The sequence below is a fragment of the Jiangella gansuensis DSM 44835 genome, assembly GCF_000515395.1.
Lineage (GTDB): Bacteria > Actinomycetota > Actinomycetes > Jiangellales > Jiangellaceae > Jiangella > Jiangella gansuensis.
Genome location: NZ_KI911782.1, coordinates 274,647 through 290,691, shown reverse-complemented (window position 1 = coordinate 290,691; position 16,045 = coordinate 274,647). Strand labels below are relative to the sequence as shown.

The following is a 16,045-nucleotide window of genomic DNA, read 5'->3' as shown; positions in this document are numbered from 1 at the left end:
CATGAACGACTACACCCCGACCCGGGACGACAAGTTCTCCTTCGGGCTCTGGACCGTCGGATGGGAAGGGGTGGACGTCTTCGGCGGCGCGGTGCGCCCGCCGCTCGACCCCGCCGCCGCCGTGCACAAGCTGGCCGAGCTCGGTGCCTACGGCATCACGTTCCACGACAACGACGTGGTCCCGTTCGGTGCGTCCGCGGCCGAACGTGACAGTCGGCTCAAGTCGTTCCGCGACGCCCTGGACGAGACCGGGATCCAGGTTCCGATGGTCACGACGAACCTGTTCTCGCACGCAGTCTTCCGCGATGGCGGCTTCACCAACAACGACCGCGACGTGCGCCGCTTCGCCATCCGCAAGGCCGCCGACCAGATCGACCTCGGCGCCGAACTGGGCGCGAAGGTGTTCGTCGCGTGGGGCGGCCGGGAAGGCGCGGAGTCCGGCGCCGCCAAGGACATCCGAGCGGCCCTGGACCGCTACAAGGAAGCCTTCGACATCCTCGGCCAGTACATCCTGGACCGCGGCTACGACCTGCGGGTGGCCATCGAACCCAAGCCGAACGAGCCGCGCGGCGACATCCTCCTGCCCACCATCGGCCACGCCATCGCCTTCATCAACGAGCTCGAGCACCCCGAGCTGGTCGGCCTGAACCCGGAGGTCGGGCACGAGGAGATGGCCGGCATGAACTACGCGCACGGCCTGGCCCAGGCACTGTGGCACGGCAAGCTCTTCCACATCGACCTCAACGGCCAGCACGGCCCCCGCTTCGACCAGGACCTGCGGTTCGGCGCGGGCAACGCCCGCGGCGCCTTCTGGACCGTCGACATCATCGAGTCCGGCGGCTACGACGGCCCCCGGCACTTCGACTTCAAGCCGCCGCGCACCGAGGACATGGACGGCGTGTGGGCGTCGGCCGCGGGCTGCATGCGCAACTACCTGATCCTGCGTGAGAAGACCCGCGCGTTCCGGGCCGACCCCGAGGTGCAGGAGGCGCTGCAGGCGGCGCGGGTCGACCAGCTGGCCGTCCCCACCCTCGCCGAGGGCGAGGACATCGAGTCGCTGCGCGCCGAGGCCTTCGACCCGGACGAGGCCGCGAGCCGCGGCATGGCGTTCGAGCGGCTGGACCAGCTCGCACTGGACTACCTCTACGGCGTGCGCTGACCTCTCCCGACGTCCGGCGCTCGCCGGCTTGGAACGGGGACCGCTCGGGCGGGCTCCACGACGTGGCCGACGGCGCGGCGGGCCCCCGCCGGAAGGGGCCGCCGAGGTCGCTGGCGGACGGCTGGAACGGCACAGGTGGGCGGCTGGCGGACTACGCCGGAAGTCGCGCAGCGCCTCAGTTGGTAGATGCCCCTGATGCTGCCGGCTCCGGCTGGCCGACGTGCGCCTGTCCCTGCGACCGACCCCGTTCGCACATTGGCTCCGGGGATGTTGTCGGTGGTGGCTGTTAGGGTCGTTCGTATGTTCGGAAAAGGTGGTCTGAGTGGTGTGTTGCGGGGTGTCGATCCCGCGGCGGCGGGTCTGGTGGCCCGCGACCCGCGGACCGGGGCATGGGTGAGCTTCGACCCGGGCGAGCTGCCCGCCGACGCCGACGTCGGCCTGGATGTGCTGCCGGACGGCCTCCTCGACGACGAGTTGACCGCCCTGCTCGACGACCACGCGGGCGGGGAAGTCCCGGTCGAGGAGACACCGACGGGGCCGGGGCTGGCGCGGGCGCTGGCCGACACGGACGTGACGGCGGTGTCGACGTATGGGGTGGTGGAGGCGGTCGCGGGATGGGCCCGGCTCGCTGCCTGGGTTGCCGCGCAGCAGGCCGCCGCGGTGGCCGAGCTCACCACCCGCCCGGAACTGCAACCCGAACGGTGTGGGTACCGGTCGGTATTTCGACTCAGCCGCTCCCGCTGAGGTCAGCACGCACGAAGTCCTGGCGCTCCGCTCGCCCATTGCCACAATCCGGCAACTCGTACCCTCCCGACACGCCGGGGCAAACATTGCAATCCGGTCACAGAGAGTGAGCGGGTCGTGACTTTGCGTAGCGACGTGGCTGAAGATCACCCTTGCCACGATGTACGTACCAGCGGGGAGACCACCGAGTTGCACGCCCGGAGACGGATCGACGCCTGGGCGGACTGCATCAACGCCTACTCGCGAGCCCTGGCTGCCGCCGGTTTCAAGCCGGAGACCACGATCCGGAAGCGTCGCTACCAGATCAGGCGGTTCTGCGAGTACCACCTGCACCGCATGCCCGGCAAGGTCAGCCGCGACGACATCGTGAGCTGGCTCGCATCCTGGAAGTGGTCGGCCGAATCCCTCAAGTCCGAGATCGCCGCGCTCCGCGGGTTCTACCGGTGGATGGTCGAGACGAAGCGGTGCAAGAGCGACCCCACCATCGGGCTGAAAACGCCCAGCGTGCCCCGCGGCGTCCCCACCCCCACCCCCGAACCGGTGTTCGAGGACGCGCTAGCCGCCGCCGACCACAAGACCGCGCTCGTGCTGCTGTCGGGTGCGGAAGGCGGCGCCCGGGCAGCGGAGACAGCCCGGCAGCGGTGGGACGACATGACGTGGTCGCAGGTGATCCTCGACGACGGCACGATGCGGACCATCCCGGTCCGAATCCGGCTGCACGGCAAGGGCGGCAAGACCCGCGTGCTGCCGGTGAAGCGGCGGTGGGCGCTGGCCCTGGCCGACGAATACGAGCGGCGGCAGGCCGGCGCCACCGGCACCGGGTGGCGCTACGGCGGAGCACGCAAAGACGACCTGCTCGAATGGGTGTTCCCCGGCCGCACCAGCGGGCACGTCTCGCCCGGATTCGTCGGCGACATCGCCAAGCGAGCCATTGGCATGAAGGGCCACACCCTGCGGCACCGCTTCGCCACCCGGGCGCTGCGCACCAGCGGCAACCTGCGCGCCGTGCAACGGCTGCTCGGGCACGCGTCGGTAGCCACCACACAGATCTACACCCTCGTCGACGACGACGAACTGACCGCTGTCGTCGACGCCATCTGACAGGAGACCACCATGTACCTGCACACCAACCAGCACGGCGCCGCCGCCGCGGCCGTCCGCGATCGAGAGGCGGTGGTGCCCGCACCGTAGACGTGGCGAGCCCGCCGCAGGTGCGCCAACACCGCGACGGGCTCTTGACCCACCCGCCAGACGCAGGCTGGAGGCAGGCCCATGCACGACCCTACCGACCCCAACGACCCACCACCCGGCCTGGCCCGCTGGGCAATGATCATCCTCGGCGCCATCGGTGCCATGATGGTCTTCGCCATCATCGCCGGACTCGCCACGTAGACACCCGCCGGCCCCGGACACCGCGGGTTGTGTCCGGGGTCCGTGGTAGACGTACCCGACCGCTTCCATGGAGGACCCGATGAGCACACCCACCCCGACGCCAGTCAACCCGTTCCGGGCCGCCCTGGTCACGCTCGCCGGCGTCCTGCTCGCCGGTGGCGCCATCGCCTACGGCCTCAGCCTGCCCGAAGGCTACGACGACGGCAGCGCCACCGGCCGCACCCTTGGAGTCCTAATGATGGGCGCTGGCGGCGCCTTCCTCATGGCCTGGCTGGTCGTCGCCGCGCTCACCTGGCAGCCAGACGCCCGCCGGCCCGGCCTTGGCTCGCAGATCGCAGAGCGCATCGAGCGCCTGTAGCGGCTCTCCCCGCTACGCGTCTGGTAGGTCGAGGTGGCGCAGTATGCGGGCGATGGTCCGTGATTCCTCGGCCGCGGCGGCCAGGTGGTCCGCGAGCTGGATGCCGAGCCGGTCGACCTTTCCCTCCGTACGGGAGGCGCGTTCGCTGGCGACGAGCTGGCGGCGGTCGATCCGGTTGATGACGTCACGGAGCGAGTCGCCGCCGTTGGGCTGTACCTCGTGGGCGGCGACGTCGGCTCGGCGGCGGGTTCGCACGAGTTCGACGAGCACGCCGGCCAGGATGGCGCCAATCGCGCCGATGAGTGCCACGGTGACTGTGTCGCTCATGCCGCGAGGTACACCCCTCCCACACTGATGACGTCGCCAGCCAGCCAGGGCCCCAGCGGCGAATCCTCGTTGACGCTGTCCCCGTCCATCCACAGGTTGAACCCGCTCGAGCTGGACATGCGGCACACCAGGGTTGTCCGGTTCGACGTGGCCGTGCCGCGGCCGACGAACCCGGACCCGACCGCCATCCACGACCCGCCGGTGACGGCCGTGGGGAGGTCGGACACGAACACGCCGGTGATGTTCGAGGTCGACCCGAACACCCACTTCCACGACCAGTGGACGAGGGCACCAACCCTGGCCCAGTACGCGTTCACGGCGCCGTTGCCGACCGCGGCGTTGGTGAACGACGGCGACCACGCGGACGCGTTGCCGCGGCCCTCAACGGCCGACAGGCGGGCACGGTCGGCGGTGAACTGGTCCGACGTCGACTCGGCGAGCAGGTTGAGGGTGTCCGAGAACGGGGAAGCGGGGTCGTCCTCGGTGTAGAGCCAGATGCCGTTCTCGTCCAGCGCGCCCATGTCAGGCCGACCTCCCCACGATGTAGGACACCTTCGAGAGGTTGCCCTGGTACGGCGTCCCGGTATGCAGGTTGAACGCCCGCAAGAACACGTTCTCACTGTTGGCCGGCTCGTTGTCCGCACGTGGCGTGACGATGACGGCGGTCCCGCCGGCAGTGAGGAACCCCTGCGTCTGCACGAACGTCGGCGTGAATCCGGCCTCGTGGGCGACCACCTCCGTGCCATCGGCGGCGAACGTCAGGCCCTCCCAAATGCCGAAGTGCAGGCGGTACCCGATGTATGCCGGGTCGAGGTCGCCGTTGCGCAGGCTCCGCACGATGTTGTTCTGGTCGACCATCAGCAGACGATTGGTGGTCGGGTGCGCGCCGACGTCGCTGAACGCGGCGTAGAGGTTGTTCCGTCCGGTGCCGCCACGCGCCACCGGCAGTGTGCCGCTGGTGATCTGGTCGGCCCGGTGCGTGCCGCTGGTGCGGTGCTGCGCGAGGTAGTCGCGGGTCTTGTTGACCTCCGAGTAGACCTGCCTGATGTCCTGGGACCCGGCCACCACGTCCATGCCGACCTCGGCGGCGTCATCACCGTTGGCCATGTGTCACCCCGTCCACTGGTAGTCGTCGTACGACACCCCGGCCGGGACGTCGTCATAGGCCACGCCCGGCGGCGTGTACAGGTAGGAGTGCTCGGTGATGCCGAGCAGCCAGCGCGTGGTTACGGTCATCTCGTCGGCCGGCAGGTCCCACCGCACCTGTGAGATCACGCCCTGCTGGATCGACCCGTCCGGCATGTCGAACTGCACCGCCCAGTACGGGCGCACGTCGTAGTTCGAGACCCCGGTGTAGCCGACCACGCGGCCGTAGGACTGGCCCTTGCGCACCATGCCCCGCGCCATCCCCGACCCCGGGTACGGCCGCTGGACCGTGGCTGTGGCGGTGCGTGACCCGGTGATGCCGGCGGCGTCGTGCCGGCGCCGCGACGTGCCGTTGCTGTCTTCCCATTCGTACGTGACCACGGCCGCGTCACACCACAGCCCGCCGGCCCGGTCGATCTCTTCGGTGAGGTCGACCGCGGTGAGCGCGGACCCGGCCAACCGTGACGGCGGCACCACCAGCTCGGGGTCTTCCAGGCGCCAGGTGCCGCGCTCGTCGCACCACAGCCGGTACCCGCCCATCGCCACGATGCTGTTGAGGTAGTCGTAGCTGCCTTCGCCGGGCTGCCAGGGCAGCGCCTCGGTGTCGACCAGCTCGCCGCCGGTGTCGCCGGCCGGCAACGCGACCCCGAGCACGTGCAACAAGACCATGTTCACGCAGTCGCGGATCGTCGATCCGGTAGGCGTCATCGCCGACGTGGCGACCAGGCTGTAGTCCAGCAGCAGCGAGTCCGCGGACGCCGCCTCGATGGCGACCGTCCCCGGCTGGTGGCCGACACTCACGCGGCGCAGGTGTAGGTTCGCGCGCACCCTCGTCGACGGGGCGAACCCGAACCTCGGGTTCAACGCCCGCCCGTACTCGCTGGTGAGCGACGACAGTCCGAGCCGGGCGAACCGGAACGTGACGTCGTCGAACCAGACATCGGTGGCGCCGGCCGCCGACACGTACACGACGAGGCGGGCCGTCGCGATGGCCGGGTTGTCCGGGACCTCGATGTCGCCGCGCACACGGTTCCACGTGCCTACGGGCGCGGCGTGGGCGGTGCCGTAGCTGATAGCCACCCACTGCCCGTCAGCGTCGTAGAACTCGACCATGGTCGCCGCGGCCGCCGGGCCGGTGCCGGTCCAGTAGAACCAGGCGTCGGCGAAGAACGGCTTCCCCGGCGGGATCGGCGCCGGCGGCCCGAACATCATCCACACGTTGGTCGGATTGACCGCCTGCACGTGCACCGACTGCGCGCCGCTGTGCGCACGCTCGGTCGACAGCGTCAAGATCGACTCGTGGTTCGGCCACACGGCGCTGTTCGGGTTGGTCCCGGTGAACCCGTCCAAGCCGTCCTCAAAGTCGGCCGTGAGTAGAAAGTCGGTCTCCACCCGGGCCAGGTCCGCCAAGGTGGCGCCGGCGTAGTCGGCGGAGATGTCCGCCAGCGGGTTGCCGTAGGAGAACGCCTGCGTCAGCCCCACGGACACCGGTGGCGGTGGGGTCTGGCGCGGGTCGAGCGCGTCCATGGACAGCGTCCGCGCCATCGTGACGCCGTCCTGCACGAGCGTGTCCCCGACCTCGTACCCGTCGACGGCGCGGGTCTCGACGTGCACGTGCACATACCGGGCACCGGTCGGCGCGGCGAACTCGACTGCGAGTTGCGCCCATTCGCCGGCCGGCACGTTGGGCACGGTGAACCGGCCGACCTCGTCGAACCACCCGCCCTCGCGCACCATTTCCACGACCATGGTCGCGGTGAGCAGATCGACGTCGGCTCGGATGCGGGTCGAGGCGGTGTAGGAGTGCTGGGCCAGCGCCGGCACGTACTGAAACGACGTGCGCGAGTGCGGCAGCGGGTACGCCGAGGACGGCTCATTCCACGTCGTCACCCACATGCCATCCACGAGGACCGTGTCCGCCGGGCCGGGGATGCCGTGCGGATTGAACCACCAGCTCTCGGGGTCCTCGTTGAAGATGTCCCGCGTCCCGAACTGGCCGTGCCCGTTCGTGGCCACGTCGCCGTCACTCAGCGCCGCCAGCGGCACCGTGGCGGTCAGGACGGCGTACGGGTTCTGGTCAGCGTCCAGGGTCAACGACGCGTCCGCGACGTCGACAGCGCGGCCGGCGATGGTCAGCCGGGTCAGGTGGGTCGAGACCGTCACGGCGCGACCTCGGTGTAGTCCACGGACACGAGCCACCGGCGCAGCGTCTGCGGGTCCAGCTCCGAAGCGACGTTCCCGGTCACCACGTACGTCATCGACACCGCGGCCACGTCCCCGTCCGTGATCGTCAGGACGACACCCTGCGAGTGCAGATCGACCGCGGCCTGCGCGGCCGCCTCGTCCGCGCACAGCAGCCGCAGCGTGCCCTCACGAGCCGCCTGCGGGCGCAGCGTCACCGCCGCGAACACATCGCCGATGAGGCGGTGCACAACAGCGCGAGACGGCCGCACCGGCGCCCACCCGAGCACCAGCAGCGGCACCACCGCCGACGTCCCGTTGCTGATCGTCGTAGCCACACCCACCCCTCAGTTCGTCATCACGTTCGTACGGCCCACCGTGCCGCGGAAGTTGATCGGGATCGTCATGCCGTGGAACCTCGCCAAGCCGCGCTCGATGGCCGACCCGTCGAACCCAGCAACGATGTTCGGTCCCGGCACCGTGTCCGGTATGCCGCGCTCGTAGCCGTCCACCTCCGCGGACGCCTTGCGCTCACCGACCGTGGTGAGCCGGGCCAGCGCGTCGGCGCGCAGCTCCGGCGTGGCGTTGATGAGGCCCTGCAACGCCAAGAACCCGTCCTCACCCATGTCGAGCAGCACCTGCCGTTGCCGCGCCGTCAGGTTCTCCTGCGCCCACGCCCACGCCTCGATGCGAGCGTTCTGGTCGGCCAACTGCTGGTCGAGAATCCCGATCAACTCGGACGCGGTGATCTCGCCGTCCTCGATGGCGTCGTTACGGACCTCGCCGTACGCCTCCGACAGCGACAGCACCGACTCAGTGATGCGCTGGTTCGCGGCCTCCGCCGCCTCGACCCGCTCCGCCTGCATGGCCGCTTCCCGCTCGGCGACCACCTCGCCAGCCGCCAGGTACTCATCCACCGCAGCTTGGCGGGCCGCAGCGGCTTCCTCTTCGGCCTCCTGGCGGCGGATCAGCTCCTGAATTCCCGCTGCTTCGAGCGCGGCGCGTTCCTCTGCGGCCCGGCGGCGAGCCTCGGCCTCTTCCTCGGTCTTACCGATTAGGTCGTCTACGCGGTCCCTCTCCCGCGCCCAGCGTGTTTCCCCCTCGGTGTCCTGTAGTCGGATGGCGCGCAACAGCTCGTCCTCGATCACGGCCCGGTAGTCGCGGATCCGGTCCGCGGCCTCGTCGAGCGCGTCGGCGTCGCCGGCCAGACCCTGCGCCAGCCCCTCGAACGACAGACCCTCGATGCCCTCGGCGTCCTCACGCAGCCGGGCCAGCGACTCGTCACCCTCGCCGGCGGCATCGGCCATCTCGTACAGCCGGTCGATCATGGGATCGAGCGCGGACCCGCCACGGTCGCGTATCTCGTTAAGGCTGTCGAGCACACCGCGGACACGCTCGCGCAACGCCTCGGCGCGCTCTCCTGCCCGGTCGAACTGCCGGACGACGAGCCCCACGCCGGCCGCTCCGGCGGCGCCGATGGCAGCACCGAGCGGGCCGAGCGACCCGACGATGCCGCCCAACGTGCCCTGTAGCCCGTCCGCGAATGACCGGGCGCTGCCGTCGAAGCTGGAGAACGTCTCGGCTGCGTTCTGCCTGGCCTCGTCGCCCAGCTCGCGCATGCTGGCCCGGGTACGCGACGCGGTGTCGTCCACGTCCTGCGCAGTGCGCTGCATCGCCGGGCGCGTCGTGTTGGGGATGCTGTCGAACGCGTCGCGGAAGCTGCGTTCCATCCGCTCGGTGGCGCCCTCAACCTCGGCGGCCATGCCGTCAGCCTCGGCGCCGACCCGGTCGGCAGCGGCCCGGAAGTCGTCGGCCAGCACGTCGGCCGGTTTGCCGGCGCGTAGTCCGGCCTCGAACTCGCGGGCAGCGTCCTCGCCCGCGACCTCCGCAACGCGGTCGACCAGCCGCATGCCCTGCTCGAACCCGTCCGCTAGCTCGCGGCCGGCGTCCTGGCCGGCTCGCTGCGCCTCGCGGGAGACGTCGTCGAGCGAGTCGGCTACGTCGTCCAGCGCACGTTCTACGTCGTTGGTGCCGCGTAAGACCCCGGAGACGTCGGAGACGATGGGTATGCGGATCGGGCGGGCCATGTCTCACTGCCTCCCTTCGGCGGCCTCGTGCACTCGACGGACTACGGTCTGGACCCACAGCGACGCGAGGCGTGGCGCCATCTCGGCGACGGCCGGGTACGCGACACGGCCGCGGGGTGCGCGCCGCGGTAGCTGCCTGGTGGTGTTGCGGGTGACGCTGTGTGTGCCGCCCGTGCGGCGGTTGCGGCGGGTGTAGGTGGTGCGGCGGCTCCGGTTCGACCCGAACTCGAACCCGCCCCACGCCTGCACCGGCACCAGCCCGCCGGACAGCCGCCGCCGGGACGATGCGGCGATCATCGTTGGCGGGTTGCCGCCAGCGATGCGGGTGCCCGGCACGATCACCCGGTGATCCATGTGCCAGGACGCCCGCCGCTGTACGGCCTCTTTCCACTCCGGCCCCATCGTGCGGACGGTGTCGCGCCGGATATCGCGGGCCAGGTCACGGTCCATCGCCTTCAACGCCAAGACGACGGCCTGTAGCTCGCGATGGTTCCCGACGCGCAGCATGGGTCAGGCGGTCTGGAGCCAGGCCACGGTGCCGTCGACGACGACGTTGCTGCGGCCGGGCGCGGTCGGTTCGGCGGCGGCGGACGTGCCGTCCGTCAGCGCACGCAGAACCGCGGCGCCGATGCTGACCCGGTCGCCCACCTCGTAGGCGGTCTCCGCGGTCCAGGCGTCAGGCGCCGGCGACGGGTCGACCAGAGTCGGGCGGCCCTGCACGCCGCACGCCACGGACGCCGTCGCGTACGAGTTGCCGGTGCCGCCGATGGCCGGCGACACGAGCGTGACGTTCGCCTCGAACGTGGGACCGGACCCGGACTGCGGCTTGAACGTGACCGCCCGCGTCTGGCCGGCGTTCTCGAACAGGTACCGGGCCAGCGAATCCGGGGTCTCCCAGTCCTGCGCGATCTCCAGCGTGACCGTCCACGTCTCCGACCCCGGGTCGGTGAACACCGCGGACGGGGTCAGGCCGCGCCACTCCTGCGCGGAGTTGGCCGGCGTGAACGTCACCGCCGACACGTGCGCCTCGTAGTTGTCGACCTCGATGCCCAGGAGAACGTCCTTGAGCACGAACGGCTTGACGGCAATCTGTGCCATGTCAGGCGCCTTCCTCTGTCTCTCGGGTGCTCACGCACCACACGCTGATGGTGTAGGCCGGGTACTGCTGTTCGCCGGCCACGATCCGGTCCGCCCGCACCCACGTCAGGCCGCCGAAGTCTTCGTCTGTGTCGATGACGTCGAGCACGGCCGACAGCGCCGCGTCCAGCGCGTCGTCCGCCTTCTTCGGGTTGGTGATGCTCGTCATGACGTCCACGTTCAGTTCGTGCCGGCGGGCGCCCTGCACGTTCGCGGCCGGCTCGGCCAGCGTCCGGTACACCGACACGTACGTCCGGCCGGGCTCGGCCCCGTCCGGCGCCCACCAGTAGCCGCGCACGATGTACGCGTCCGGCAGCGCGTCATCGAGCACACCCGCAACCCACTTCTGAATGCTCGTCACGACGTCGACCCCCAGGACCCGAACGACGGCCGACCCCGCGGCGGACGCAGCAGCGACTTCACCGACGCCGACAGCGGCCGGACCCGGACGGCGTACTCGCCGTCGAACCCGAGCACGTCGCCGTCACGGTCCATCGCCTGCCACACCTCCCGCGCCTGCAAGATCACCGCCTCGGTGTAGCGGGCCGGCACTGGCTCCCCCGTGGCCAGTGCCGGCGCGTACAGCTCACACATCTCCTGCGCGGCGTTGAGCAGACGGCCCAGCAGGGCAGGGTCGTCAGGCGCGTCGCTCCACGAGTCCCGCGCCTGCTCGGGCGTCGCCCATTCCGCCATCGGTCAGCCGCCGTCAGGGGGTGATCGGGTCGTTGACGAGCGCCAGGCCGCCGGTGTCGTGAATGTTGACGGCGTAGTAGCCGAACACGCCGGCGTCGATGCCGCCCTTGCCGACGTTCTCGGCTTCGACTCGGATCGGGGTGCCGCCGCCCAGCTCGTGCACGGTGACCGCCTCGCGGGCTCCCGTCAGTGCTCCGCCGTCAGGGATGGCCGCATGCGGCAGCACCGAGAAGTTGCCCTGGTTGACGGTGCCCCGCTCGAACCCGAGCGCGGCGTTCAGGTACTCCAGGCCGCCGTCCTGCGGCGTCAGCAGGAAGTCACGGTAGAGGTCGAACGCCAGTACCGAAAAGCTGGGCATCGCGTTGGTGGCCTGCAACACAGACAGGACGCCGTCCACGATCTTGATCCAGACCGCGGGTACACCGGTCACCGGATCACCTACGGTGACCGCAGTGGCCGCCGCGAGCGCGTCGGCCAGAACGGCGGCGTCGGACTGGACGGCGTAGGACTCGGTCATGGCCGCCAGGTACGACTGCCAGAACGCCTCATCCCCGAAGTCTCGGTACTTGCGGTCGATGTCGTGGGCGCCGGCGATCCGCTCGGCTGAGATCGTCACCTGCTCGGTGGACACGGCGTTGCTCGGAACGTCGGCCTTGTCGCCGGCGTACGGCGCGACCTGCGGCTTGTTCACCCAGCGCCAGCCGTGCACCTTGTAGCTGGTGAGGTCGGCGTGGTTGAACAGCGGGATGATGCGCCGCTCGGCTGCGCGGCCATCCCACAGCTCGCCGACATACTGGGGCACCTCAGTGTTGCCGATGGCGCCGGACTGCGTGATGTCGACGAGCTCGGCGATCAGCTCACTGTCCTGCGTCTTGCCGGCCTCGGCCAACAGTCGGAACAGGTCGCGGGGGCCGGCGTCGGCGGCGAGCAGCGTGGTACCGCGGCCGCCGCCCTTGGCAGCGGCGCCGCGGAGCGTCGCCGGCGCGGACGCTGCCTTCTTGGCGGTGGAAGCGGTCATCTGCTGGTCCTCCTGGTCTTCCTCGGACGCGTCGTCCTCGGTGTCTTCGTCCCCGCCGTCCGGCGGGTCGTCGTCGTTGCCCGCGACGGGCTCGGTGCGAGTCTCGTAGCTGGACTCGGTGATGCGGCGGTACTTCTTTCCGTCCACCTCGATGACGTCCTCACTGACGCTGTGCGACTGCGAGTCCGGCGCGATCTCGTCGGGCAGCTCGCCGGCGTCGGCCGCGACCAGCTGTGCGGACGGGAACGCCGGAGAGGCGACGAACCCGGCGCCGGCCAGCTCGGCGGACAGCAGCTTGCCGTTGCGGATGACCGGGTCGGACAGCTCAACGGAGATGCCTGTGCGCAGACCCTCGGCCGCCTCGGCGAGCAAGTCGTTACCGGCCGTCGTCGCGGCGATACGGAACGTGGCAGTCAGGCCGCCGTCATCCTCGGTGATCGAGGTGGCCCGGGCGACCGGCCGCTTGCGGTCGTGCTCCAGGTTGGCCACCAGCTCGGACGGGTCACCCGGGATGCGCACGACACCCGGGCCAGCTGTCACGCGCCCGAGGTTGGTGCGGCCCTGCTCGCCGTACGGCAGAAGCCGGTAGGTCAGCGTGCGGTCATCGGCGGACGCCTCCAGCAGCGTGCCGAGCGCCTGCAACGCGGTGGTCTTCGCCATCGGTCAGTCCTCCGTTGCGGGCTCGTCCGTGTCGGCGGACCGCTTGCGCACGATTCGGGTGGTGCTGCCGTCCGCCCCGCGGACGTACACGGCTTCCAGGCCGTGCGGCTTCGGGACGATGCGGACCACCTCGCCGGTTGCCTCGTTGGTGGCGGCGCCGGGCGTCTCGGCCTGCGCCGTCTCGGTCTCGGCCGGCTCGACGTCCGCCGCCTCGGTGTCCTTGGTCGACTTGCGTGCGTTCATGGGATCAGTCCTCCGTTGCTGGTCCGGTCGACGGTTGTGGGAGCCGGGTGAGGTGGGACAGGTCGAACGCGATCCGCTGTCCGCGGGGTACGACGTCGTCCATCGACAGGCGCGCCTCGATGGGCATCGCCCAGTAGTCGAGGGTGTCGTCGATGAACGAGTTGCGGCCGTCGACCGCGGTCACGTATTGCAATGAGCTGGTCGCCATGGATGCGTCGAGCATCTGCGCGCCGACGTTGGTGTGCCGCCCGACATCGAGCGTGACAGCGTTGCGGCCCTCGATGAACAGGTCGAGCACAGTCTCACCGTGCGTTCGCACGTCGATGGACGGCGGCGTGTAGGCGACGCCGCCGCCCTTATTCAGCATGCCGATCCAGGTGTCGACGAGCTCGTCGATCTCTTCGTCTTCCATGACGTCGTCGGTAGTCTGGTGCAGCTCGGTCGCGGGGATCGGGTTGTTGACCCGCTTCGCCCACGCCCGCTCAAGGTTCCGGGCGCCGCGGATCGTGTCGGCCGCCGCCTCGATCAGGCCCTCGAACGGGCCGGCAAACAGGATCACCGAGTCCTCGGTGACCTCGCCTCCATTGACGAGAATCTTCCCGTCCGGGTCGAACTCCCACCACTCGTACGGCACCCGGTAGGCGTCGAGGATCGGGCCGTATCGCTGGTCGTCGCGGGCCGTGCCGCGCTCCACACCCCACAGCGACCACCCACCGAAGAACAGGTCATCGATGGTCCACAGCATCCGCATCTGCGGCGGCACGTCGCCGTTGGTCCGATACAGCCACGACGGCTGCGACCGGGCCGGCAGTTCGGCATCACCGCGGTATGCCTTAAGGGGCTGGCGAGCCAGCTTCCCGGCGACGAGCGCCCGAGCCTTGGACACCGCCGGGATGGACATGCACATCTCGCGGGTGACGGGCAAGTTCTCCTTGCCGAAGATGTCCGCCAGTACCGCGGTCTGAAGTGTGGACGTCGACCACGGCGACGCCAACGGCAAGCCCGGCTTCGGCCGCGAGAGCATGTCCCGCCACGCGCTGATGACACCCACGAGGCAAATGCTATAGAGAGCATTTGACATCTCTGCATACGTGGATCAGCTCGCCCGCGTCACGATCCGAATGGACGTTCGCTTCGGCATCCGGTCGAACACGAGCAGCGCGTTCGCCGCCGCGACGATGGCTGTGATGTCGCCGGTCGACACGCGCCGGCCGAACAGCTGCCCGGAGTCGCCGACCGTGCGCCACGCGGCCGACTCGACCGCGGCGTTCAGGACGGGCTGGTCCGGGTGTTGCAGCGTCACGGCGGGGTGCTTCTCGGTGATCCGCAGTTCAGCCATCAGCCCGGACTGGGCGGCGACGATGTCTCGCAGCGCGAGCGGCATCATCTTCGGCTTCGGCTTGGCTCGGTTCAGCCCTTCGGCTACGTCGAGGTTCTGCCCGAGGTTGTCGTACCCGATGGGCACCCGGTGTTCCCGGGCCACGCGTAGCGCCTCCTTGCCGATCTGGCGGGGCTCGCCGTGCATCAGCAACTCGATGTGCGCCAGGCCGTCATCGTCGCGCCAGGCGGCCACCAGTGACGCCTGGACGCCCAGCGGGTCCACGTCGTAGGCGAGGCCGAACCTGTCCGGCTTCTCGGCGAAGTCGTCGCCGGCGGCGGCCCACTCGTCGGCGTCGATGGCGCGGCGCTGGTCGGTGCCCGGCCACACGCCCAGGTACTCCATCGCGAACCGCAGCGGCTCCTTGGCGAACTTCGTGTGCCGGGCACGGATCTTCTCGATGGTGGTAAGCCGCCCGATGCCGGGGTGTATTCGACGCCACACCCGCTCGTCGTCCCACTTGTCGCCCGGCTGCGCGGCGTACACCGACACCGCGTGCCCGGGTGCGTAGCTGCCGACGACGACGCCGGTCCGCTCGCCCAGCCCGGTCTGTAGCGCGTTCCAGTACCAGCCCGCCCGGACCTTCCCCGGCGTGCCGGACAGCACCACCTGGCCATCCTCGACGGTGTCCAGCAGCGGCATCGCGGCCTGCTCGAAGTCCAGCGACGCGTCCGGGGCGAGCGCCTGCGCCTCGTCCACGTAGATCACGTTCGCGGCGTCACCGAGCGCGGTGTCAGCCTTCGGCGCGACCACCCACAACCGCGAGTGGTTCGCGAACTCGAACGCCTCGTGCCCGGCGCCCTGATACACCCGTGGGCGCCCGGGCGCCTTCGCCCGGTCCAACATCCGCATGATCGACATGAACCGGTCGCGAGCCTTGAACCCGGACTGCGCCGTCGTCAGAATCAGCGTGTCATCCTCGGTCGCACACCTGCCGAGCAGCCACGCCCATATGCTCGTGGTCTTGCCCGCCCGCCGCGGCCACTGAATCGCCGTCGTCTCGTGGCCGGCGTCCAGCAGCTCGCCCAGCTCAAGCTGGTGATCATGCAGCTCGACGCCGAGCAGCTTCGCTCCGGCCTCCATTCGGGGCGAACTCGGCCGACCCTTCCGCATATCCGCAGGTGGGAACGCCTTTGCACGGCTCTGACGGCGTTTCCTACTGGCCCGCGAGCGGCAAGAGGTCGTGCAATACAGGGCGTCAGATCGGCCCTCGAAGTCACGGCCGCACTCGGCGCAATCGTGCCTCATCAGGCCCCTGACCAGCCCCGATAGAAAAAGGGAGCGGACTGCGTGTTGGGGTTATCGGCCGTCTCAAAAACGATCATGGTCCGGCGAGAGCAGCGCGGACGGCGCAGTCCTTCGCTTCCAACAGCTTCCGCAGACAGACGGTCAGCTCCGGCCCGTCGAGGCGGTCAGCCATGTCCGCGGCTAGCTCGGCGAACGGACGCGACACCCCCTGCAAGTAGGCCGGCAGGTGGTCGTAGGCGAAGTACTGGAGGATCGCCACGGTGCTTGGGTGCAT

Annotated in this window: 19 protein-coding genes; 4 read left to right on the top strand and 15 right to left on the bottom strand. The window is 70.0% G+C overall.

The features are described 5' to 3' along the window. The first annotated feature begins 1 nt into the window (after position 1). The 4 genes from xylA to JIAGA_RS0101480 all read left to right on the top strand — a co-directional run bounded on the left by xylA (position 2) and on the right by JIAGA_RS0101480 (position 3,653). Complete coding sequence (gene xylA, locus JIAGA_RS0101500) at positions 2-1,159, top strand: xylose isomerase (protein ID WP_026874302.1); 1,158 nt, start codon at positions 2-4, stop codon at positions 1,157-1,159. Between the two features lie 300 nt (positions 1,160-1,459). Next, complete coding sequence (locus JIAGA_RS0101495; RefSeq protein ID WP_157552544.1) at positions 1,460-1,903, top strand: hypothetical protein; 444 nt, start codon at positions 1,460-1,462, stop codon at positions 1,901-1,903. 189 nt (positions 1,904-2,092) lie between these two features. Further along, positions 2,093-3,004 carry a tyrosine-type recombinase/integrase gene (locus JIAGA_RS0101490; RefSeq protein WP_051425543.1) on the top strand — a complete coding sequence of 304 codons (912 nt, stop codon included), beginning with the start codon at positions 2,093-2,095 and terminating at the stop codon, positions 3,002-3,004. A 370-nt stretch (positions 3,005-3,374) separates the two neighbouring features. After that, positions 3,375-3,653, top strand: a complete 279-nt coding sequence (locus JIAGA_RS0101480) for a hypothetical protein (RefSeq protein WP_157552538.1) — start codon at positions 3,375-3,377, stop codon at positions 3,651-3,653. Between the two features lie 12 nt (positions 3,654-3,665). On the opposite strand, the gene JIAGA_RS0101475 is transcribed toward JIAGA_RS0101480, so the two are convergent. The 15 genes from JIAGA_RS0101475 to JIAGA_RS0101405 form a co-directional block, all read right to left on the bottom strand. Next, positions 3,666-3,980 (bottom strand): hypothetical protein, encoded by a 315-nt coding sequence (locus JIAGA_RS0101475; protein ID WP_026874298.1) that lies wholly within the window; start codon positions 3,978-3,980, stop codon positions 3,666-3,668. Further along, entirely contained in the window at positions 3,977-4,501 is a 525-nt protein-coding gene (locus JIAGA_RS0101470) for a hypothetical protein (RefSeq protein ID WP_026874297.1), read from the bottom strand. Before JIAGA_RS0101470 ends, JIAGA_RS0101475 begins: the two co-directional genes overlap by 4 nt. Before the next feature lies 1 nt (position 4,502). Beyond that, positions 4,503-5,087: a hypothetical protein gene (locus JIAGA_RS0101465; protein ID WP_026874296.1), complete on the bottom strand. Its 585-nt coding sequence runs from the start codon at positions 5,085-5,087 to the stop codon at positions 4,503-4,505. A gap of 3 nt (positions 5,088-5,090) precedes the next feature. Then, positions 5,091-7,289: a hypothetical protein gene (locus JIAGA_RS0101460; RefSeq protein WP_026874295.1), complete on the bottom strand. Its 2,199-nt coding sequence runs from the start codon at positions 7,287-7,289 to the stop codon at positions 5,091-5,093. After that, complete coding sequence (locus JIAGA_RS0101455; protein ID WP_157552535.1) at positions 7,286-7,645, bottom strand: hypothetical protein; 360 nt, start codon at positions 7,643-7,645, stop codon at positions 7,286-7,288. The genes JIAGA_RS0101460 and JIAGA_RS0101455 overlap by 4 nt, the downstream gene beginning before the upstream one ends. Before the next feature lie 9 nt (positions 7,646-7,654). Continuing rightward, positions 7,655-9,394 (bottom strand): hypothetical protein, encoded by a 1,740-nt coding sequence (locus tag JIAGA_RS0101450; protein WP_026874293.1) that lies wholly within the window; start codon positions 9,392-9,394, stop codon positions 7,655-7,657. A gap of 3 nt (positions 9,395-9,397) precedes the next feature. After that, entirely contained in the window at positions 9,398-9,901 is a 504-nt protein-coding gene (locus JIAGA_RS0101445) for a hypothetical protein (protein WP_026874292.1), read from the bottom strand. A gap of 3 nt (positions 9,902-9,904) precedes the next feature. Further along, positions 9,905-10,492: a hypothetical protein gene (locus tag JIAGA_RS0101440; protein ID WP_026874291.1), complete on the bottom strand. Its 588-nt coding sequence runs from the start codon at positions 10,490-10,492 to the stop codon at positions 9,905-9,907. 1 nt (position 10,493) lies between these two features. Continuing rightward, positions 10,494-10,892 (bottom strand): hypothetical protein, encoded by a 399-nt coding sequence (locus JIAGA_RS0101435; RefSeq protein ID WP_157552532.1) that lies wholly within the window; start codon positions 10,890-10,892, stop codon positions 10,494-10,496. Next, positions 10,889-11,224, bottom strand: coding sequence for a head-tail connector protein (locus JIAGA_RS0101430; RefSeq protein ID WP_026874289.1), 336 nt, complete (start codon positions 11,222-11,224; stop codon positions 10,889-10,891). The genes JIAGA_RS0101435 and JIAGA_RS0101430 overlap by 4 nt, the downstream gene beginning before the upstream one ends. A 13-nt stretch (positions 11,225-11,237) precedes the next feature. Continuing rightward, positions 11,238-12,902, bottom strand: coding sequence for a phage major capsid protein (locus JIAGA_RS0101425; protein WP_026874288.1), 1,665 nt, complete (start codon positions 12,900-12,902; stop codon positions 11,238-11,240). A gap of 3 nt (positions 12,903-12,905) precedes the next feature. Further along, the gene (locus tag JIAGA_RS0101420; protein ID WP_026874287.1) at positions 12,906-13,145 is read right to left on the bottom strand and encodes a hypothetical protein; all 240 of its coding nucleotides are present in this window, start codon (positions 13,143-13,145) and stop codon (positions 12,906-12,908) included. Between the two features lie 4 nt (positions 13,146-13,149). Continuing rightward, complete coding sequence (locus tag JIAGA_RS26830) at positions 13,150-14,196, bottom strand: phage portal protein (protein ID WP_051425542.1); 1,047 nt, start codon at positions 14,194-14,196, stop codon at positions 13,150-13,152. A gap of 45 nt (positions 14,197-14,241) precedes the next feature. Beyond that, entirely contained in the window at positions 14,242-15,606 is a 1,365-nt protein-coding gene (locus JIAGA_RS0101410) for a terminase large subunit (protein WP_026874286.1), read from the bottom strand. Between the two features lie 238 nt (positions 15,607-15,844). Further along, on the bottom strand, positions 15,845-16,045 hold the full coding sequence (locus JIAGA_RS0101405; RefSeq protein ID WP_211239461.1) for a hypothetical protein: 201 nt from the start codon (positions 16,043-16,045) through the stop codon (positions 15,845-15,847).